Raw genomic sequence first — 20,143 nt, 5'->3', positions numbered from 1 at the left:
ATATGAATTCTAAATATAGTTGGATTATTGTATGAGTACAGTAAAAACAGAACTTAAAACAGAAATGCAAATGGGAAAACAAGCAGATTCACCGGTGGTTGAAAAACTCAATCAACTTTTAATTAATTATCAGGTGCACTACCAAAACCTCAGACTTTTTCACTGGAACGTGAAGGGGCCTTTCTTCTTTGTGTTGCACGATAAATTTGAAGAACTCTACAGAGAAGCTGCCGAAAAGATAGATGAGATTGCCGAAAGGGTGCTGGCTCTTGGGGGCACTCCCAAAGGTTCGTTAAAAAACATTGTATCCAACGCACATGTAGAATCTCATGAGGAGATAATGGAGGCCAATAAAATGGTAGAAGCTGTTGTAACGGCCAACAAAATTCTAATTGGCAACCTCAATGAGTTGCTCGATGCGGCCGGTAAGACCAACGATGAGGGAACTACGGATATCTTTACCTCCTATATTCAGGAGCTCGAAAAACAAAACTGGATGTTCAAATCTTATTTACAATAGCCTATGAATTTCCATACCAGAAAATGGGTGAAACCGGAAGACCTTAACCCCAACGGAACACTATTTGGGGGGAGTCTTCTGGCTTGGATCGATGAGGAGGCAGCGCTTTATGCGGTGGTTCAATTGGAGAATAAACATGTGGTAACCAAGTTTATTTCGGAGATCAACTTTATCTCAGCTCCTCGGCAGGGCGATATTATTGAAATAGGAATAGAGGCAGTGGCTTTTGGAACCACCTCCATTACCATGAGGTGTGAGGTGAGAAATAAAATCACCAGAGAAGATATTCTCTCTATTGATAAAATAATAATGGTTAACCTAGGAGAAGATGGTAAACCTAAGCCGCATGGTAAAACCAAAATAGAATATGTGAAAGATAGACTCTCTTCGTAGTATACGAATGAAGTCCTCGTGTTTAAAAAGATTCAAGAACCTGTTTACTCGTAAGCAGGTTCTTGTGGTATCTTAAGTTTCCGTTATTACCTGTGGCTGTCATAATCTTCCAGCATGCTTAGGTAGCTCATGTAGCGTTCAGGAAAAATTTCTCCGTCTTCCAGAGCTTCTACTATCCGGCATCCGGGTTCGTTTACATGCAGACAGTTGTTGAAACGACATTCACCCAAATGCTCCCTCATTTCAGGAAAGTAATGACTAATTTCTTCAGGTTCCATATCTACCAGACCAAGCTCTTTGATACCGGGAGTATCAATGACTTTGGAAACGCCATCTATATCGAACATTTCGGCAAATGTAGTGGTGTGTGTGCCTTTGTTTGCAAAGGCCGATACCTCTCCGGTTTTCTGTTTTAACCCGGGTATCAGGGCGTTGAGCAAAGTGGATTTGCCTACTCCTGAGTGCCCTGCAATGAGTGTTGTTTTATTTTTGAGATATGATAGAACCGTGTCAATTCCTTCTTGGGTTTCGAGCGAAATAAGGTCAGTAGTATAGCCAATATGCTCATACATTTCTTGCCATTCATTTACCTTCTCAAGCTCTTTTTCGTTTAGCAGGTCTTTCTTGTTAAAGATAACCAGGCTTGGAATTCGAAACGATTCGGCACTTACCAGAAACCGATCGATGAACCCCTGGGAGGTTCTCGGAAATGACACCGTAGCCAATAAAAGTGTTTGGTCTAGATTAGAGGCCAGTATATGCGAAAACCCACTCTTACGTGTAGATTTCCTGATCAGATAGTTTTCTCTGTTTAAAATGCCCGTTATAAGCCCCGTATTTTCATGCTGTTCATCAGGCTCAAGTTCAACAAAATCGCCCACGGCAATGGGGTTGTTTACTTTTAACCCTTTTTGCTTGAATTTACCCCTTAGCCTGCTTTGGTAAACTTTTCCATCTTCGGCTTTTACATCATACCAACTGCCGGTCGATTTGTATACCTGCCCCTTCATTGTAAAATCCCTTTTAAATGACGCATTATTTTTTCCGTGGCTCCGGCATTTTCAAGCACATAGTTTTGGCAAATGGTCGAGGCAACTTCACGTTCTTCTTTATTCATTAGTTTTTTTAGAGCCTCATAGGCCTCCTGCTCATTGGCAATGGCAATAGCTCCTCCAAGTTCAATAAGTTCGGTAGACTCAGGAAACTTTTCCAAACCCTTATTACCAAATGTAACCGGCAACCCAAAGGCAACGGCTTCGAGTATGTTGTGTAGCCCATCTCCAAATGCTCCGCCAATGTAGGCAAAGTGGCCATATTGGTAAACGGAAGAGAGCATTCCAATGGTATCTAATATGAGCACAGCAGTGTTTTCTAAGTTTTTACTGTCGGTGTATAGGTTATAATCTACCGATAGGTGCTTGGTGATTTTATTGAGAGCTTCCGGCTCTACAAGGTGAGGAGCAATAATCACTTTGATCTTTCCGGAAAAGTCATGGATGAACCGTTCAATTACCAGCATATCTTCTGGCCATGCGCTACCCACAATCAGGGTAGTGTAATCTTTCGTCCAGCGTGCAATTTCCGGGTAGTGCTGAGGCTTAGATATGGTTTGAATCACCCTGTCGAATCGGGTGTCTCCAGAAACAGAGGCTCGATCTATTCCTATGGACTTAAGCATTTGCAGCGAAGACTGATTTTGTACAAAGAGGTGGTCGAACCTATGCAGCATTTTGCGGTAGAAGGCCCCATACTTTTTAAAGAAGATGTGTTTTGGAGTAAAAAGTGCAGAGATAGAAACAAGTGGGACTCGCTGCTCGCTGCAGGCCTTAAGGTAGAAATGCCAGAATTCGTATTTTATGAACACCGCCATTTCGGGTTTAAGAGTCTCTACAAATCGCCTGGCATTTTTGGGTGTATCTAATGGAAGATAACATACCCAACTGGCTACGGGATGGTTTTTTCGATGCAAAAAGCCGGAGGGTGAAAAGAAACTGACTACCAGTTGGTGGTTAGGGAATTGTTGGCGCACAGACTGCATCACCGGCAGCCCCTGCTCGAACTCTCCCAACGAAGCCGCATGAAACCAAATCACGGGCTCCTGGTGTTCCGCTTTGAAATGTTCTAGCTGAGACCATATCTTCTGGCGGCCTCTCACAAACTCTTTTGCTTTAGTATTGAACATGCCCGCCATTCTAATAATGGCTCCATAACAGTATATGGCAATGGTATAAAGGGCAGACATTCTGTTTCTTCAGGATAATAAGCCCCAAAGATAGAGGCTTTGTCCGATCCTTGGGCTAATTCTTTGCGCTCTTATACCGCGCATGTATTGCTCAATTAAATTCGATTGAAAAATTCGTAACTTGTTGAGGCAATTCAAACTCAATGAAAAAGCTATTTTTTGCTTCCCTTATACTTTTTTTAGCGGCTTGTACAGAAGAAGGTCCTACCATTACCGAACCTGCGTCCGGTTCTTTTCAATTCAATATTTCGCGCCATACCATTAATAATTCGGCCACTTTAGAAGCAACGGTGGAGAAGAATGTTGTGCCGGCTCAGGTGTTTAATAGAAATGGTTCACAAATACGATCGATAGAACTGGTTGATCTAAAAGCGACCATACAGAATTACAACAATAGCGGGTCGGCCGAAGAGCGTATGACGCTTATTTTGCAGACAAGAATAGATGATCAGCTCACGGAAATAGGCAGGTTGGAAGAACTGGTTCTTGAAAATAAGTCGGGTATTGTTTTATTTGAAGAAGGAAACAGTAAGTCGGTTTTATCTTCTGCCCAAGTAGGAAGTTTGGAAGCAATTCTCGATAATTACGAACCATTCAGCTTTGTGCTGACCACTCAATTGAACAAGACTGTAGACAGTGACTTCTCTGTCGTATTATCACTGAATGTAAACCTAATGGTGGCCGATGATTGATTTTGTTGAGCCCCAGGCGTTACTTTCCTTTGCTGCACTAACTAACTAACTAACTAAATTATTAACATTAACTATTTAATCATGCAAAAACGTCTTTTACCATTTTTATCACTGTTACTGGTGATTTGGGGATGTGGAGATGCTGGCATTGAGTCAGACATTTCTAAAAATGTGGCTATCGACCCGATTGAAGTTCAGCTATCTGTACCTCCCATTTTTGTTGGACAAAGAGTTGATGAAACTCCACCAATCAACACAAACACCGGAGCCATTGATATATCTGACAACGAATTCAGTGAATATCTGGACGATGCGGAGCGCTTTACCATTAACAAAATTACTTACAGTATTGTAGGATTTCCGCAAAACAGCGAAGCCGATTTGGATTTGAGTATAGACATTGAGATTGGTCAGAACACCCAAGAGTTACTTTCTATTTTGGTGGCCGATGCACAGTCTAATGTAACCGATGTAGTATTGTTTGAAGCGGGAACTCCCGGAAACGTAAACCTCAACGCAATTGCAGACCTGGAGAACGCATTGCTTAATGGCCAAACTTTTGCCATGGATATTGAAATTATAGGCAGAGATGTGCTCTTGAGAGAGGAGGAAGTAAATTTCCAGTTGGTGTTCAAATTTGATGTAACTACAAGAATTAAACTTGACTAATCTTCAACCAAAAGATGATCATGAAAAGAATTAACAGACTTTTAATAGCCGGCCTTATGTTGTTTAGTACAACCTTTGGCCTAAAGGCACAATTGGATTTCGATTCGTTTTTGGAGGCTGGTATTGTAGATGCCAATAAACTTCTTCAAAACTACATGCAGCCTGCCTTCGAAGGTTTTGGCTATGGCCTGGCCAGCGGATGGTACAACACGGCTAAAACTCACAAAACTCTCGGTTTCGATTTGTCTCTGACTATTTCTGCGGCTCGTGTACCTTCTTCGGCCGAGTTTTTCACCTTCAGAAATTCAGACTATAGCAATGTGCGATACGATGGTGGTGCTTCTGTGGATATTCCAACCATGTTTGGTCCCAACCTTGGCGCAGACGATCTGCCACAGCTAACTTTTCTTGACCCCGATACTGGCGATGAGATTGTGAGAATTTCTGCGCCTACCGGTTTAGGGGTTGAAGAAGGCTTTATGCCCTTCAATGCTGTGCCGGTGCCAATGGCACAAATAGGTATTGGTTTACCTAAGGGCTTTGAGCTTAAGCTACGGTATGTTCCTGAGCAAACTATTGAAGAAGACGGTAGTGTGAAGCTTTTTGGTATTGGCCTAATGCACGATATTAAGCAGTGGTTGCCGGGTGAGAAAATTCTTCCTTTTGATCTTTCGGCCTTTGTAGGTTACACCAGCATGACGGCTCAAGCTTTCATAGATGTAGATCAGGATCAGGTAGCCGAGTTCGATGCCAGCTCCCTGGTGGTACAAGCGGTAATTTCTAAGAAAATACTCTTCATGACGGCTTTTGCCGGTCTTGGATACTCAAACTACGATATCGGACTTAATCTACTCGGTACATATACTACCGAAACTTCATCGTTTACTGATCCTATAAGCCTGAGCTACAAGAACAATGGAATAAGAACCAATGTTGGAGTTCGAATGAAACTTCTTTTCCTTACCCTCACCGGTGAATACGCCTTCCAGGAGTACAACACCATGTCTTTGGGTGTGGGCTTTTCTTTCAGATAAGATAAGCAAGAGAAAAGTTAAAAAAGGCTGCTTTGGTTTTACTAAGGCAGCCTTTTTCTTGTGTGGTAAGAAAGGTAATAGGCTTCTTAAAGAAGCGGAGTATATTTTTTCACCTGCCTTTAAAGTCAGGCTTTCTTTTTTCTACAAAGGCATTCATGCCTTCTTTCTGGTCTTCAGAAGCAAATAACATGTAGAAGTTTTTTCGCTCAAAATGGAGGCCTTCTTCCAAATGAACTTCAAACGATCGTTTAACAGACTCTTTGGCCATTTGCACAGCAATGGGCGACATTGCGGCAATTTCAGAGGCTAGTTTTGTGGCTTCTTCCAGATATAGTTCAACCGGCACTATTTTGTTCACTAGTTTATACCTGAGAGCTTCTTCAGCATCGATAAACTTTCCTGTAAGTACCAGTTCCATAGCCTTAGCTTTACCTAAAGCTTTGGTAAGGCGCTGCGTTCCTCCGGCTCCGGGCATCACACCAATTTTAATTTCAGGTTGCCCGAACTGAGCTGTTTCTGAAGCCACAATCATGTCGCAGGTCATGGCCAACTCGCAACCGCCTCCCAGGGCAAAGCCAGAGACAGCAGCTATAATTGGCTTGCGGGTTTTATTTATCTGATCCCAGGTGCTGAACTGATCGACCTTCCACATGTCTATGGTTCCTTTGCCCGCCATTTGCTTAATATCGGCACCGGCAGCAAATGCTCGTTCGTTTCCGGTAAGAATAATTACCCGAACACTGTCGTCATTATCTAGTTCTTTCAGGGCATCGCGCAGTTCGCCCATGAGCTGCAAATTCAGAGCGTTTAATTCTTTGGGTCGGTTAAGCTCAATTAAAGCAATGTATGGGGCGTGATCTTTGGTTACTTTTATAAATTCCATAGGTTTGATCGTTCAGAATGCTAAGTTAAAACAGTATGGTAAAATGGCTCAAGTGAAAGTGTTATTTGTGTGTTTGGGAAATATATGTCGCTCTCCGTTGGCCGAAGGTATTTTTCGGCACAAAATTGAGCAAAAAGGAATGGCCAGTCGGTTTGTAGTAGACTCGTGTGGTACTGCGGCTTATCATGTTGGGGAGCATCCTGATGACAGGTCTGTGGCTAATGCCAGAAAAAATGGTGTGGAGTACGACCATTTGGGAAGGCAACTGAAAGAACAGGACTTCTATCGCTTTGACTATATACTGGCTATGGATGAATATAACCTGGCCGATATTCACCGACTACAGCCTGCCGATGCTAAAGCACAGGTAATGATGATGAGGGCCTTCGACCCAATGGATGAGAACGCCAATGTTCCCGACCCATACTATGGCGGAGAAGATGGGTTTCAGCTAGTGTTTGAAATACTGGAAAGGTCTACCGAACATCTTCTGGCCCGGCTTATGAAAGATCATTCCCTTAGCTAATGCACGATTATTATACCGAATTGCTTGGAAGTATGTTGTTTCAGGTGCTGGGCGATGACCTGACCATTGAAGGTATACTTATGCAAAGTGGTGGCGATATTAATATGGCCGTTTGTGTGCAAACTGCGCACGGTGATTTTTTTGTGAAATGGCACGAGGGAGGGTACGAAGACATGATGGAAAAAGAGGCACTTGGCCTTAAGCTACTCAAGAAAGTTCCCGGTCTTAAAGTACCTGAAGTGTTCGGCCATGGCCGCTTGAATGATATCTCGTTTTTGGTATTGGAGTTTTTGGAAAGAGGCAGAGAAGATGAAGTCTATTGGACCCGCCTTGGTGAGGCCCTGGCCGAACTACACCGCGTAAAGGGAGATTGCTTTGGTTTAGACCATGACAATTACATTGGTAGGTTGCAGCAATGCAATAAACCAACTCAAGATTGGGTATCGTTTTTTGCAGAATTTCGTTTGAACGCGCAGCTGGGTCTGGCTATTTATAATCAGCAGGTCAATCAGGAGTTTGTTAGAGATTTTAAGCAGTTTCTGCATAAACTGCCCGGATTAATGCCCGAATCGGAGCCTTCGTTGCTGCATGGCGATCTTTGGAGCGGCAATGCTTTTGGTTCTACCAAGGGCCCCGCGTTGTTCGATCCGGCTGTGTACTATGGTGCCCGCGAAATGGATTTGGCCATGACCCGTCTGTTTGGAGGGTTCAATCAGCGATTTTATGAAGCATATGATGCAATCTACCCCTTGCCCGATGATTTCGATGCTCTGGTGGAAATATATAATCTATACCCACTGATGGTGCATGTAAATCTCTTTGGAGCCAACTCGGGTTATCTGGGCTCTGTCTGGAGAACCATTAAGAGGTATATATAGTCGCTGGTCAATAGTTACAGATCATTCCCTAAATGGCATCAACAATATCTAATTAACTTTATAAACCATCTGGAAGTTATTTCTGGAACGCTGTTCAATAATCACCTGCTTGCCCTGCATCAACTCGTTAATTGTTTCTTGATTGTAGTTCTTTACGGTAATCATTTCCAAGCCCTCGTTGTAGTATATGTTGAATTCTTCCATAAGAGCCGTGCGCAACTGCTCGCGCTTTTTGGGGTTGTCATCCATGCAAACGGTAAAAGTAATGGCTGAATTTTGCATGAGATTAATGGATAGGTTCAGTCGTTTGATGTGCTCAAATATGGTATAGATGTGGTGTTCATTAATGAATGAAAAGTCGCTGATTTTAAAGGAAATAACCGTTTGCTTGTCTTTATGAATGATGGCCGGGTTTAAGTTGGGCACCTGGCATTCTTCGATTACCGTGCCACTGGCTTCCACCTGTTGAAAAGAGCGAACAAACAGTGGAATTTTCTTTTGTGCAAGTGGTTTGATGGTTTTGGGATGAATAACCGTAGCACCATAGTAAGTCATTTCGGCTGCCTCTTTATAAGGCAGTCGCTCATAGAGTTTGGTGTTTTCAAATTTTTTAGGATCGGCATTGAGCACTCCGGGAACATCCTTCCAGATGGTTACCGACTCTGCGTTCATGCAAGTGGCAAATATAGCTGCGCTAAAATCGCTGCCTTCCCGACCAAGTGTAGTGGTATTATACTTGGCATTACTCCCTATAAACCCTTGCGTGAGCACAATCTTGTCTTTGAGTAGCGGAACTACTTGCGATTTAATCATGGCCTGGCTGGCACCCCAATCTACCATGGCCTGCCGGTGTGTGTTGTTGGTTTTTACCACTTTGCGAGCATCTACCCATTCATTGGCAATGCCTTGATGGGTTAGGTAAGCCGAAATAATTTTGGTGGATATAACCTCGGCAAGCGATACGGTTTGATCATAGATAAAATCATAGCCGGTGGCCGAACTGTAGCTGTTTAGCCGCATCACCAATTGCTCGTAAATCTCTTCCAAGTCTTCCTGAAGCTGCTTTTGAGTAGCAATTTCCAGCCCTTTTACAATAGATAAGTGGAAGTTCTTTACGTCTTCAATGGCCTCTTCAAAAGGTTCCTGATCAATGGTTTTTGCTAAAATGGCTTCGAAGGCATTGGTCATTTTACCCATAGCAGAAACCACAACTACCAACTGCTCATTCTGGTGTGCCGCAATTATGCGAGCCATGTTCTGTACCGACTGGGCATCTTTTACAGAAGCTCCACCAAACTTAAATACTTTCAAGTGACCTTTTTAAATTTTACTATTTTCGCGCAAGTTATTAACGTTTGATTAGAATCAAATTATAACTCACCCATGGGAAAAGCTGAAAATTCGAGAATTGCCCTTCCGGTAGGCTCTAATCTCGACAGGTTCATAAACAAGAACCAAGAGGCATTTAAATATGCCACCGGAGAATTGTCACAACTGATTCGCGATTTGGCCTATGCAGGCAAGGTAGTGAACCGGGAAATCAACCGGGCCGGCTTAGCGGGCATTACCGGTGCCTACGGTTCGGAAAATGTGCAAGGGGAGGAGCAACAAAACCTCGATGTAGCTGCTAATATTCGGTTTACCAGAGCTCTCCAAAAAGGAGGAGAAGTAGCCGCTATTATTTCTGAGGAGGATGAGGACATTATTGATCTCAACAACCCCAGGTCTAAATACATTATCGCCATAGATCCTCTCGATGGATCGTCTAATATTGATGTGAACGTTTCTATCGGTACTATCTTTAGTATATATAGGCGTATTTCGCCCCTCGGTAGTCCTGTGCAGATGGAAGATGTGCTCCAGGCGGGTAAACATCAGGTGGCGGCAGGCTATATTTTATATGGCTCGTCTACAATGTTTGTATACACCACCGGCAAGGGGGTCAATGGGTTTACCTATGAGCCAAGCCTTGGCGAATACATACTTTCGCACCAGAACATGAAAATGCCTAAGGACGGAACCATTTATTCGGTAAATGAGGGCTCGTATAATTCCTTTGGTCCCGAGGTAAAGAAGTATATAGAGAAATGTAAGGAGCGCGGATACTCTGCCCGTTACATTGGCTCATTGGTAGCCGATTTTCATAGAAACTTGCTCAAAGGAGGTATTTACTTTTACCCATCTACAAGCAAAGCACCTAACGGTAAGTTAAGGCTTATGTATGAGTGCAATGCCTTGGCATTTATTGCAGAGCAGGCCGGAGGAAAAGCTACTGACGGAAAGAACCGAATTCTCGATATCGAACCGGAAAGTCTGCACCAGCGTGTTCCCTTCTATGTGGGTAGCAAGCATATGGTAGAAGAGGCTTCGAGGTAGTTTGTGGTTCACGATTCATGGTTTATAGTTCATGGTTCACGGATTATAGTTCTTGGATCATGGTTTTCCGTGTCAGTAATGAGCTGATCACAAAGGTGGCGCCTTGCGGTAGGTAGAGAAGTAGCGTCAGTTCACGGAAGAAACAGGGGGGGAGAATAGTGGACAATGGGGGAGCTTGCTTTTGCCTAAGCCAGAGGCAAGCGCTTATTGGTTGGCTACTTGCTGTATTTCTTTCTGAACTCCACTTTTAGCAGTTCGCGTTCAATAATCATCTTGGTAATAACGGAGGCGGGGTTGTCTGTAGAGGTGGCCAGAGCTTCTTTGAGCTTTTCTTCGGAAACATCGATTCTATAGAGCACATTAACCAGTTGCTGAAAGTCTTTGGCTAAGAGGTCTTCTACCACTCGCATGATTTTTAAAAACGCCTCTTCGTAGGTGTACTCCTTTTTTTTGGCCAGTTGCAGGTAATCCTTGTCGAGCTGAAAATCCTTCTCGAAAAGCTTTAAACTCTGCTTGATATCTTTAGAATCAGACATGATCAAATTTAGGTAAAAGAGTTTTTCTAATTGTTAATGGGTGTATTAAGAAAACGAAAAATGCCACCGCTTTCGGGTGGCACTTAGTATGTTTTTGGTTATTTCATCGTCACCCTGAACCTGTCTACCGAAAGGCAGGCTTGTTTTATGGTCTTTGCATGCTGAAAGCTAGATTCTGGAATAAATTCAGAATGACGACTACTCGGCCTCTTTTTCTTCTGGTGCTTCATCTGCCGGCTGCTCCATAAAAGATTCAGGAGCTATTTTGGCCAACAGGTTGTACCAGGTAACCAGTTTTTTGATGTCAGACACATATACGCGGTCCTCATCATAGTCGGGCAATATGTGTTTTAAAAAAGACTTCAGCTCTTCTCCGTCTGAGTTTTTATCCAGCCCCGTATCTCCTTCAAACTCTTCATGAATTTTTCGCATTACTTCAATAAGAGGAGTTGAGCCTTCCTGGGTATGGGTGTAGATAGAGATTTCAGATAAAATTGAAACTCTGGCATCGGCCCCTACTACCAGCTTGGTTTTCTTATCATCGAGCGATTCTAAAATTACACCTGCTTTAGAGGGTTTCAGTACCTTAAATAATCCGCCTTTTCCGGCTACTGCTGCTATCTCACCAAAATTCATATTGTTCTCAATTTATGCGGCAAAGTAAGTTTTAGTACAATCGAAAGACAAACAAAAAATCAATTTTCAAGAAGTGATTGTATATAGCTTGTGAGTTGTTCTTTACCCAGGCCTGTCTCAGAAGAGGTCAGAAAAAATGGAGGCAGTTCGGCCCAGTCTTTTTTCATCACCCTCTTAAACTTGGCCATGTTTTGTTGCCCCTTGTTTACGGATTGTTTATCGGCCTTAGTAAACACCAAAGCGAAAGGCACTCCATTTTCTCCCAGCCAGGTAATAAATTCCAAATCGATTTTTTGAGGGTCCAGCCGTGAGTCAATCAACACAAAAACAATCTGCAAGCTCTCTCTGTGAACCAAATAGTCTTCGATCATCAATGCCCAGGCATCTCTATTTTTTTTGCTGATTTTGGCATAGCCATAGCCGGGCAAATCGACCAGATACCAAGAGTCATCGATCAAGAAATGATTGATGAGCTGTGTTTTGCCGGGTTTTCCTGAGGTTTTGGCCAGGTTCTTTCGCCCAGTGAGCATATTAATGAGCGAAGATTTCCCCACGTTAGATCGACCAATAAAAGCAATCTCAAACTTATTCGGTTTTGGGCATTGGTCGTAGCTGGGGCTGCTTATCAGGTATGTGGCTTGTTCGAACATTTCGCAAAGTTAGGGCTTATTCTTTGTTTGCCATCAGGGTAAAAACCTTTCAGCTCTATCTTGCTATTCGTTTCCCTCGCAGAGAACGCTGTGAACAATTGGCCTGATGCCATGCCGGAAAATACGGCATTAGAGCTACATCCAAATAAACACTGAATGGGAGAAGTGTTGGCTCGGGGGTGTTAATGCTAATTAGACTGAGGTTTTGCTTTCCATACTAAACCTGTACCTTTGCAAATCCTTGATATTGAGGATTAATCAAAAACAACAAATTATGCCAAAAGCAAAAAAAGGCGATAACGTAAAAGTGCACTATACCGGTAAGCTTAAAGATGGAACCATTTTCGACTCTTCTAAAGGTCGTGAACCATTGGCTTTTCAGGTTGGTGCCGGACAAATGATTAAGGGTTTTGATGCGGCTGTTGACGGTATGGAAATGGGAGATACTAAAGTGGCTGAAATTCCGGCTGCTGAGGCTTACGGAGAAGCAAGACAAGACCTGATTTTTGATGTGCCTAAGACAAATTTGCCGCCCGATTTAAAGCCAGAGGTAGGTCAGCAATTGGCCATGACTCAGCCCAACGGTCAACAAGTACCCGTAACCGTAGCTAAAGTTGAAGAAGACAAAGTAGTAATAGATGCCAACCATCAATTGGCAGGTAAAGACCTGGTGTTTGAAATTGAGTTGGTTGAAATAGCCTAGCTATTCTAAGAGTTCATCCGAAGGGAGGTGTGGCAGTGTTCGCTATTGGCTTTCGCAGTAAAGAAAGTTAACTCAGGCGCGCTGAAATGCCTCTCTTTTTAGTTTGTGAGCGATCGCTTTTTGAGCAATTCATTTATCATGTAATAGAGCATTTGTTCTTGTCCTACCATTTCGTCCATAACCAGATTTAGCTGAATGAGCGTAGTTTCCAAATGTTCTTTCTCGTGCGTTTGCCGATCCATGTACACCTCCAGAAACTTGGCAGTGGTGTTTTCCATCAAGATTTTTTGTAGCCCATAAATTCGGGTAAAAGCCTGAACTTCTTCAAAATCAAAATCGGAAGCCGCTTTTGTAGATTTGGCCGCTTCCCAGGCTGTTTCGGTCAAAAGTGCATCAATTAAAACCTGGCCATCGGTTATCACTTCAAAATCCATTCGTGGGCCTTTCACCAAAAGCTGTCTCACACTGTCTTGCTCATTGGCCACCATATTTCTTATTCTATCTCTAATTTTTCCATGGGTTACAGTCCATCGTTTTAGTGTAACGAAATTTTCTCCCAACTCCTGATAGATGTAATCAAGAGCCTTTTCCTTCGCCTTTTCGGCCTTGCTTTTTTCTACCAATTGGCCAATAAAAAGAGCGAAGAGCACACTGAATACAATTAAGAACCCTTCGGTGAAGAGTTGCTTGATGCGATTGGTTTTAGGTTTCATAAAAGGTTTTTCAGGTTCTGGTTAAAAAAAGACCAAAGAGTCTGTTGAAAAAAATCCCAACTTGGAGGCAGTGCATGAAAACAGAAAGTGACTCACACACTAAAATAAGCATTACAACGGAATAGGATAATGCTGCTGATTCCAAGCTTTTTCTAACAAATTGCCCAATCCCCCTGTTTCCTTCGTATTATTGCACCCAAATTTGAGCAGATGACAGTAGTGCCTTATAAAGAAAAGCAGTCGGGGAAGAAAGAGCAGGTGGCCGAAATGTTCAACAACATTAGCAGGCGCTATGACTTCCTCAATCATTTTCTAAGCCTTGGAATAGATATTCTATGGCGAAAGAAGGCCATCCGATTGCTCAAAAAGGACCAGCCCAAACAAATTTTAGATGTGGCCACAGGAACGGGAGACTTTGCTTTAGAGGCTTTGGCCCTAAACCCGGATCGGATAGTGGGAGTGGATATTTCTGAGGGCATGCTGGAAATGGGCCGTAAGAAAATGGAGCGCAAAGGTGTTGACCATATTATTGATATGCAGATGGGAGACAGCGAAAAGCTGCTCTTTGATGACAATACCTTCGATGCGGCTATCGTTGCTTTTGGTGTTAGGAATTTTGAAAACCTAAAGCAGGGACTCAGCGATATGTGCAGAGTGTTGAAGTCGGGAGGAAAGATTGTGGTTATTGAATTTTCACGACCAAAACGCTTCCCCATGAAGCAGCTCTACAATTTTTATTTTAAGTCGATTCTGCCGATTATTGGCAAGATAATTTCCAAGGATCAATCGGCTTATACCTATTTGCCGGAGTCAGTCGAGGCTTTTCCTGATGGACAGGATTTTCTCAATATCCTTACGGAAGTTGGATTTAAGAACGTAGAATGCAGGCCACTCACTTTTGGAATCAGTTCTATTTACATAGGGCAAAAATAATTACCCTCTTTTTACTTTGTGTGTGTGCGGCACTGGGAGCCCAGTCCAGAAAGCAAGGGGTTACCTTGCACCGCATAGATAGCGATAAGAAGAAAACCCAGTATGGTTTTTTTCTGGGCGCACATCAAAATTATTACGGTATTCGATATTCTGAGGCCTTTGAGAGCACTCAGTACGACCAGATTCACTCCGTAGTCTCCGAAAAAAGTGCCGGGTTCAACCTTGGGTTTATGGTCAACTTTCGCCTGGCCGATCAGTTTACCCTAAGGCTTGTGCCGGTTAAAATTGGTCTTTATCAGAATACCGTAGCCTATCATAATGTGGATGGTAGCGTAGATAGACAGCTCATAGAATCTACCCGGGTAGAACCCGGAATTTTCTTGAAATACCGCTCCATTCGGAGAGAAAACTCGCGTATGTATATCATTGCCGGAGTGAGTGGTTCGCTTAGAGCAGGCAAAGAAGACCTTGTGACCAACACCGACAGGTTAGAGATAAGAAGAATGGATGCCAAAGCAGAGATAGGCTTTGGGCTAGAGCGCTACTTCGAATTTTTTAAGTTCTCTCCGGAAATCAGGTATGCCAGAGGGTTTATGAATGTAATGAACAACTCCAGCAACTTTTACCATGACGGTATTTCGCGTATTACCACCCATAATTTTTCACTGTATCTCCATTTCTCCGATTAATGCGCCTTTGCTTCTAAGAGTTTTTACCGGCAAGTGTTTCATGTAATTTCCACATAGCGCTTCATCTATTTTCTATTAACTTGGAGCTTTACTAGCTACAGAAACGATGCAAAAAACAGCTTTGATAACCGGGGCAAGTTCCGGAATAGGTTGGGCCACAGCCCTGGCGCTGGCCGAGGAGGGTTTCCGACTGATTTTGTGTGGAAGAAGGAAAGAGAAACTAGAAGAACTGGCCGGTTTGGTGTCTGTAGACACTCACTTACTGGTGTTTGATGTTCGCTATAAAAAAGAAGTGGATGAGGCTCTGGTAGCCCTGCCTGATGGTTGGCAAACGGTAGATGTTTTGGTGAACAATGCAGGCAATGCCCACGGGTTGTCTAAGTTGCACGAAGGCAATGTGGAAGACTGGGACGCCATGATAGATATTAATGTTAAGGGCTTGTTGTACATGACCCGGGCCATAGTGCCGGGTATGGTAGAGCGGCAAACCGGGCATGTAGTCAATGTAGGCTCCATTGCCGGTAAAGAGGTGTACCCCAATGGCAATGTGTATTGTGCATCAAAACATGCCGTAGATGCCATCAATCATGGCATGCGTATGGATCTGATGGGTACAGGAGTTAAGGTATCGCAGGTTTGTCCGGGCCTGGTGGAAACGGAGTTCTCTTTGGTACGTTTTAAAGGAGACAGTTCCAGAGCTGAATCGGTTTATCAGGGATATGAGCCCCTCACAGCTCATGATATTGCAGACCTTATTCGCTTTATTGTTACACGTCCGGCACACGTCAACATTGCCGATACACTAATTCTGCCAACCGCCCAGGTGGCCTCTACCATGGTGCATAAAACGCTTTAGAATGGAGGAAAATAAAAACGAAGAAAAAAGCGGAATACCTATACCACAGGTTTTTCTCAATACCGATACAGGAGGCCCAATAGAACGCTGCATTCAGTGCGACTATCAGGTTTTGGATGGCGGGCGCCACTACATGATCGAAAAAGTGTTTAAGCGCTATCCGGAGTTTAAAAAGACAGAGGTTTTGTTTGAGTATGCTATATGCAGCAAGTGTTATGAAGAAATGAAAGAAGCCATGTCGGCCGAGAGCATGCAGAATCTGTCGGCTTACATGATGGGCAATATGAACTTCAGCCAGTTGCAACAACGTATGGAAGAAGAACCTGATAATCCGGACCATTGGCTGTCGTCTTGCCTCATAAAAGGCACCCCTAAGGAAGAACTCAGGGAGTATCAGATGGGGGCGTGCTTCAAAGGCGATCGGTTAGTTATGGACATGATGCCTCCCTTTTTAATTGGAGAAATGGCACTTGAAGAACTCAATGCGCTACTGTCTAAAGAGACCAAAGATGAAATGGATGGTTTTATGGGAGATCACTTTGGTATTCCTCCCGAACTAAGAAAAGACTTAATACTTATCTAATGAAGAGACTATTGTTGGTGGTTTGGCTGGGCGCATGCCTTTTGGGCTGTTCTTCCGATACCAAAGAATTGGAAGCGCCTGAAATTGGTGTTTCACTCGAGCTGGCGGAATACAGAAAGTCTGTTCTTTCAGGCATCAATTACAAACTGGAGTTTAGAGTGCCCGAAGAATTTGGTAGGCAAATACAGGCTTTAGAAGAGCTTACCTTCAATTTAGAGGACAATTCCAGAGATCTGCCTCTCGATTTTAAAGTGCCCCAAAGCCACCTGAAAGGTCTTGTGGTGAATGGCAAGAGCCAGCCGCTGGAGATAGTCAACGAACACATTGTTTTAAAGGCCCAAAACTTACAGAAAGGATACAACAAAGTAGAAGTGAATTTTTGGGCTGGAGAAACTTCTCTCAACCGCAAGGAAGACTTTCTTTATACCCTCTTTGTACCCGATAGGGCAAGAACTGCCTTTCCTTGCTTCGACCAACCCAACCTGAAAGCCCGTTTTAATCTTACCCTGGACCTGCCGACTAATTGGAGTGCTATAGCCAATGCACCTGTTTCGCTGGCTCGTATAGCGAATAACCGAAAGAACATAATCTACGAAGAGTCTGATTTGATAAGCACCTACCTTTTCTCTTTTGTAGCCGGAGAGTTTAAGCGAGTATCACAAACGGTTAATGGTAGAACTTTTACCATGCTTCATAGAGAAACGGACGAAGAAAAGGTAGAGCGTAATAAAGACCTCATCTTCTCTCTTCACGCAGCCTCTCTCAAATGGTTGGAGTTATATACAGGTATAGAATACCCTTTCAAAAAGCTCGATTTTGCTCTAATTCCCAGCTTTCAGTATGGAGGAATGGAGCATGTGGGAGCCATACAATACCGAGCCAATAGTTTGTTTTTGGAAAAAGACCCTTCTCAAAATCAGTTATTGGGCAGAGCAAGCCTCATTGCTCATGAGGTAGCCCACATGTGGTTTGGCAATTTGGTGACTATGGACTGGTTCAACGATGTTTGGACCAAAGAGGTCTTTGCCAATTTTATGGCCTCTAAAATGGTCAACCCAAGTTTTCCCAACATCAATCACGATTTGAGTTTTCTGGTGAGACATTACCCATCGGCCTATGGTGTAGATCGTACTCGGGGAGCCAACCCTATTCGTCAGAATTTGCCTAACCTCAATGAAGCGGGGCAAATGTATGGAGCGATTATATACAATAAGGCGCCAATTATGATGCGTCAATTAGAGTCCTTACTGGGAGAACAGGCCTTTCAGTCGGGCATGCAAGAGTATCTGAGAACCTACGGCATGAAGAATGCCACCTGGCCCAATCTGATCGAAATTCTGGATAAAAGAACACAGGTCGACCTGAAGCGTTGGAGCGAGGTGTGGGTAAATACCTCAGGCAGACCGGTATTTGAATTGGAAACAATTAACAACGAAGGGCAAGTCGAATTGCAACTTAGCCAAAAAGATGTTTCCGGTAAAAACAGGGCCTGGCCACAGAGTTTTAGAATGAAGCTCTTCAATGCCGATAAAAAGGATAGAAAAGAGCTGTTAGTGGTAAGTGCCGACCAGCCCTATAAAGTGAAATTGGGAGCCGAATGGGCGAATTTTGAGGCTTTGGCCAACTCCAATGGCATGGGTTATGGCCTTTTTTCCTCATCGTACAGCCTACTTGTGAGTCAGTGGGAACGACTTAACGAAGTAGAGAAGGGTAGCCTTCTCATCAACATGTATGAGAACTTGCTCGAACCGGGCTTTATAGGGAGAGAAGGTCAATACAAACCCACCGAATACATAGAGTTGCTCAAGTGGTTTTTGATGAAAGAGAAAAATCAATTGCTCATCAACCTGGCATTGGGGCAGTTGCGGTCAGTTTACTGGAATTTGATTTCGGAAGATCAAAGGGCCAATCTGGCTCCCGATTTAGAGAGAACCTTGCTGCATTGCCTTAATGATATTCACGAAGATCCGTCAATCAAGAAAATATTCTTTAACACCTACAGCCAGTTGGTTACCACAACAGTGAACTTGCAACGATTGTACAGTATTTGGGCCAAAGATGGTACGGTTCAGATTTCGGGGCTCAACTTATCGGAGAATGATTATATAGGCCTTGCCGAAGATCTGGCCATTAAAATACCTGAAAGAGCCGAAACCATTGTGGTTCAGCAGTTGGAACGTATAAAAAACCCTGATTCAAGAAAAAGATTTGAGTTTATTGCTCCAACACTCTCGGCCAGTGCCACAGTGCGCGATGCATTTTTTGAGACTCTGAAAGAGGAGAAAATGCGCGAAACAGAATCGTGGGTTCTAGCAGCTTTGGGTAATCTTCATCATCCGCTGCGCAGAGATCAGGCCAGAAGCTATGTATTGCCAAGTCTGGAATTATTGCAGGAGATTCAACAAACGGGTGACATATTCTTCCCTACTCGTTGGTTAGATCAGACATTGGGTAGTCATAATTCACATGAGGTTGTGAAAGTGGTAGATGCCTTCCTTGCAAAAAGGCCGCGATACAATGAACAGCTAAAAATGAAAATCTTGCAGTCGGTAGATATGGCTAGAAGGGCTAGCCAAATACTTGACAAAACGGCAAAAAAATAACCCCTCTTTCGAGCGGCTTTTTATTCATCTCATTTTTCTGACTAGATGATGTCACTTATTTAATCTATTGCCCCATTTTATAGCGACTCGGGTTTGTCATTTCAAGAGTAAAACTAAGCTGAGTTTAGATTAGTTCATAATGCATTGCATGAATTTTTTGTGAAGTTATTATGAGTTCTGAATAGATGATGGGATTTGTGAAGAGCTTCAAATAAAACTTGTTTCTACATTTTATCCCTTCGTTTGATACGATCATTTAAGGTCAGGTAATGGAAAGTTAGCAAAATTCTAAGTTCAAGATTTTGCTGGTGTTCAAGAGGAATGAGTGAAGCCAATTGGCTAATACTAGCGGGGCTAATGTCTCCTACGATATTGAGACGATTCAGGTAGTTAGTAACTATTTTAACTTTTTTAGACTTCTTCTTCAAATAGTGAAGTAAGGGGCTCCCTGACTTCAGGTTTAGTAAGATATATGTGGTTCCGTCCGGGCCGTATGATGCAAGTCCGTAGTCCCAGGTTTGAATGAAAAAGTGAGTTTCTAACTTTTGATATAGTTCCTGTTGGGCCGAAAAGTCTAATGGTATTTCAAATTCGGGGTAATTCTCTTCAGTGTATTCTATATACATGGCTATAGGATCTTGCCCTGAGTTCTCACTTAAGTTAAAGAAGGTGCTGAGCTCGTGTTCGAAGAACTCCATGCAGAGTAATATGCTTTCCGTTTTATCTTCATCAAACTCTTTTAAAAGACTCCTTTTGAGTTCGTCTTTGAATAGCTGTGCTGAAGCTTGAGATGAAGTAACGATTAAGAATGTGGCTATTAGTATTCGGTTAACCATGGCCTGAGTTGACTATTTTTGAAGTATCTTTTTCCTCCTGGAACCATTGTTTGGTACATCGCATAGCTCTCCGGAGAGGAGAAATTAAACTATTTTATAGGGTTACTTACTTATGTTGCAAGAAGCGCATTTCTGAACCTTGCCTCCATTTGTGTCTTCACAAGTGGTTGTTAAAAGACGCTGTGAGGACAC

At 43.1% G+C, this 20,143-nt stretch carries 23 protein-coding genes; 14 read left to right on the top strand and 9 right to left on the bottom strand.

The window, feature by feature from the left end; translation table 11 throughout:
- The first annotated feature begins 70 nt into the window (after positions 1 to 70).
- Both B3O12_RS06440 and B3O12_RS06435 read left to right on the top strand, forming a co-directional pair.
- The gene (locus tag B3O12_RS06440) at positions 71 to 520 is read left to right on the top strand and encodes a Dps family protein (protein WP_286748275.1); all 450 of its coding nucleotides are present in this window, start codon (positions 71 to 73) and stop codon (positions 518 to 520) included.
- A 3-nt stretch (positions 521 to 523) separates the two neighbouring features.
- Positions 524 to 913 (top strand): acyl-CoA thioesterase, encoded by a 390-nt coding sequence (locus B3O12_RS06435; RefSeq protein ID WP_189630404.1) that lies wholly within the window; start codon positions 524 to 526, stop codon positions 911 to 913.
- A gap of 86 nt (positions 914 to 999) precedes the next feature.
- Here B3O12_RS06435 and rsgA read toward each other — a convergent pair whose 3' ends face one another.
- Both rsgA and B3O12_RS06425 read right to left on the bottom strand, forming a co-directional pair.
- Positions 1,000 to 1,923, bottom strand: a complete 924-nt coding sequence (gene rsgA / locus B3O12_RS06430) for a ribosome small subunit-dependent GTPase A (protein WP_189630405.1) — start codon at positions 1,921 to 1,923, stop codon at positions 1,000 to 1,002.
- Positions 1,920 to 3,155 carry a 3-deoxy-D-manno-octulosonic acid transferase gene (locus B3O12_RS06425; RefSeq protein WP_286755704.1) on the bottom strand — a complete coding sequence of 412 codons (1,236 nt, stop codon included), beginning with the start codon at positions 3,153 to 3,155 and terminating at the stop codon, positions 1,920 to 1,922. Before B3O12_RS06425 ends, rsgA begins: the two co-directional genes overlap by 4 nt.
- Before the next feature lie 143 nt (positions 3,156 to 3,298).
- On the opposite strand from B3O12_RS06425, the gene B3O12_RS06420 reads away from it, so the two are divergent.
- The 3 genes from B3O12_RS06420 to B3O12_RS06410 all read left to right on the top strand — a co-directional run bounded on the left by B3O12_RS06420 (position 3,299) and on the right by B3O12_RS06410 (position 5,550).
- Positions 3,299 to 3,847, top strand: a complete 549-nt coding sequence (locus tag B3O12_RS06420) for a hypothetical protein (RefSeq protein WP_286748277.1) — start codon at positions 3,299 to 3,301, stop codon at positions 3,845 to 3,847.
- 81 nt (positions 3,848 to 3,928) lie between these two features.
- The gene (locus B3O12_RS06415; RefSeq protein ID WP_189630408.1) at positions 3,929 to 4,516 is read left to right on the top strand and encodes a hypothetical protein; all 588 of its coding nucleotides are present in this window, start codon (positions 3,929 to 3,931) and stop codon (positions 4,514 to 4,516) included.
- A 20-nt stretch (positions 4,517 to 4,536) separates the two neighbouring features.
- Positions 4,537 to 5,550 (top strand): DUF6588 family protein, encoded by a 1,014-nt coding sequence (locus B3O12_RS06410; RefSeq protein ID WP_189630409.1) that lies wholly within the window; start codon positions 4,537 to 4,539, stop codon positions 5,548 to 5,550.
- 109 nt (positions 5,551 to 5,659) lie between these two features.
- On the opposite strand, the gene B3O12_RS06405 is transcribed toward B3O12_RS06410, so the two are convergent.
- Complete coding sequence (locus B3O12_RS06405) at positions 5,660 to 6,433, bottom strand: enoyl-CoA hydratase-related protein (protein ID WP_286748278.1); 774 nt, start codon at positions 6,431 to 6,433, stop codon at positions 5,660 to 5,662.
- Positions 6,434 to 6,476: 43 nt separating this feature from the next.
- On the opposite strand from B3O12_RS06405, the gene B3O12_RS06400 reads away from it, so the two are divergent.
- Complete coding sequence (locus B3O12_RS06400; protein WP_286748280.1) at positions 6,477 to 6,959, top strand: low molecular weight protein-tyrosine-phosphatase; 483 nt, start codon at positions 6,477 to 6,479, stop codon at positions 6,957 to 6,959.
- Positions 6,959 to 7,837: a fructosamine kinase family protein gene (locus B3O12_RS06395; RefSeq protein WP_286748281.1), complete on the top strand. Its 879-nt coding sequence runs from the start codon at positions 6,959 to 6,961 to the stop codon at positions 7,835 to 7,837. The genes B3O12_RS06400 and B3O12_RS06395 overlap by 1 nt, the downstream gene beginning before the upstream one ends.
- Positions 7,838 to 7,885: 48 nt before the next feature.
- Here the strand turns inward: B3O12_RS06395 and B3O12_RS06390 are convergent, their stop codons facing one another.
- Positions 7,886 to 9,148 (bottom strand): aspartate kinase, encoded by a 1,263-nt coding sequence (locus B3O12_RS06390; protein ID WP_286748282.1) that lies wholly within the window; start codon positions 9,146 to 9,148, stop codon positions 7,886 to 7,888.
- 72 nt (positions 9,149 to 9,220) lie between these two features.
- Here B3O12_RS06390 and fbp point away from each other — a divergent pair, with 72 nt between their 5' ends.
- Positions 9,221 to 10,213: a class 1 fructose-bisphosphatase gene (fbp, locus tag B3O12_RS06385; RefSeq protein ID WP_189630414.1), complete on the top strand. Its 993-nt coding sequence runs from the start codon at positions 9,221 to 9,223 to the stop codon at positions 10,211 to 10,213.
- A 215-nt stretch (positions 10,214 to 10,428) separates the two neighbouring features.
- On the opposite strand, the gene B3O12_RS06380 is transcribed toward fbp, so the two are convergent.
- The 3 genes from B3O12_RS06380 to yihA all read right to left on the bottom strand — a co-directional run bounded on the left by B3O12_RS06380 (position 10,429) and on the right by yihA (position 12,035).
- Entirely contained in the window at positions 10,429 to 10,749 is a 321-nt protein-coding gene (locus B3O12_RS06380; RefSeq protein WP_189630415.1) for a hypothetical protein, read from the bottom strand.
- A gap of 198 nt (positions 10,750 to 10,947) precedes the next feature.
- Positions 10,948 to 11,385: a DUF5606 domain-containing protein gene (locus tag B3O12_RS06375; RefSeq protein ID WP_189630416.1), complete on the bottom strand. Its 438-nt coding sequence runs from the start codon at positions 11,383 to 11,385 to the stop codon at positions 10,948 to 10,950.
- A 59-nt stretch (positions 11,386 to 11,444) separates the two neighbouring features.
- Positions 11,445 to 12,035, bottom strand: a complete 591-nt coding sequence (gene yihA / locus B3O12_RS06370; RefSeq protein WP_286755703.1) for a ribosome biogenesis GTP-binding protein YihA/YsxC — start codon at positions 12,033 to 12,035, stop codon at positions 11,445 to 11,447.
- A 274-nt stretch (positions 12,036 to 12,309) separates the two neighbouring features.
- On the opposite strand from yihA, the gene B3O12_RS06365 reads away from it, so the two are divergent.
- Positions 12,310 to 12,738 (top strand): FKBP-type peptidyl-prolyl cis-trans isomerase, encoded by a 429-nt coding sequence (locus B3O12_RS06365; protein WP_189630418.1) that lies wholly within the window; start codon positions 12,310 to 12,312, stop codon positions 12,736 to 12,738.
- 98 nt (positions 12,739 to 12,836) lie between these two features.
- On the opposite strand, the gene B3O12_RS06360 is transcribed toward B3O12_RS06365, so the two are convergent.
- Complete coding sequence (locus tag B3O12_RS06360; protein WP_286755702.1) at positions 12,837 to 13,451, bottom strand: hypothetical protein; 615 nt, start codon at positions 13,449 to 13,451, stop codon at positions 12,837 to 12,839.
- A gap of 210 nt (positions 13,452 to 13,661) precedes the next feature.
- On the opposite strand from B3O12_RS06360, the gene ubiE reads away from it, so the two are divergent.
- The 5 genes from ubiE to B3O12_RS06335 all read left to right on the top strand — a co-directional run bounded on the left by ubiE (position 13,662) and on the right by B3O12_RS06335 (position 19,115).
- Complete coding sequence (ubiE, locus tag B3O12_RS06355; RefSeq protein ID WP_189630420.1) at positions 13,662 to 14,384, top strand: bifunctional demethylmenaquinone methyltransferase/2-methoxy-6-polyprenyl-1,4-benzoquinol methylase UbiE; 723 nt, start codon at positions 13,662 to 13,664, stop codon at positions 14,382 to 14,384.
- Positions 14,333 to 15,073, top strand: coding sequence for an outer membrane beta-barrel protein (locus tag B3O12_RS06350; RefSeq protein ID WP_286748286.1), 741 nt, complete (start codon positions 14,333 to 14,335; stop codon positions 15,071 to 15,073). The genes ubiE and B3O12_RS06350 overlap by 52 nt, the downstream gene beginning before the upstream one ends.
- Positions 15,074 to 15,179: 106 nt before the next feature.
- Entirely contained in the window at positions 15,180 to 15,929 is a 750-nt protein-coding gene (locus B3O12_RS06345) for an SDR family NAD(P)-dependent oxidoreductase (RefSeq protein ID WP_286748287.1), read from the top strand.
- 1 nt (position 15,930) lies between these two features.
- On the top strand, positions 15,931 to 16,512 hold the full coding sequence (locus B3O12_RS06340) for a hypothetical protein (RefSeq protein WP_189630423.1): 582 nt from the start codon (positions 15,931 to 15,933) through the stop codon (positions 16,510 to 16,512).
- Positions 16,512 to 19,115, top strand: coding sequence for a M1 family metallopeptidase (locus B3O12_RS06335; protein WP_286748288.1), 2,604 nt, complete (start codon positions 16,512 to 16,514; stop codon positions 19,113 to 19,115). Before B3O12_RS06340 ends, B3O12_RS06335 begins: the two co-directional genes overlap by 1 nt.
- Positions 19,116 to 19,339: 224 nt before the next feature.
- Here B3O12_RS06335 and B3O12_RS06330 read toward each other — a convergent pair whose 3' ends face one another.
- Positions 19,340 to 19,951 (bottom strand): hypothetical protein, encoded by a 612-nt coding sequence (locus B3O12_RS06330; protein ID WP_286748289.1) that lies wholly within the window; start codon positions 19,949 to 19,951, stop codon positions 19,340 to 19,342.
- Positions 19,952 to 20,143 lie beyond the last annotated feature (192 nt).

The sequence above is a fragment of the Roseivirga sp. UBA838 genome, assembly GCF_002296035.1.
In the GTDB taxonomy this organism is placed as follows: Bacteria; Bacteroidota; Bacteroidia; order Cytophagales; family Cyclobacteriaceae; genus Roseivirga; species Roseivirga thermotolerans.
The sequence above is the reverse complement of the archived record's forward strand: the minus strand, read 5'-3'. Positions and strand labels throughout refer to the sequence as shown.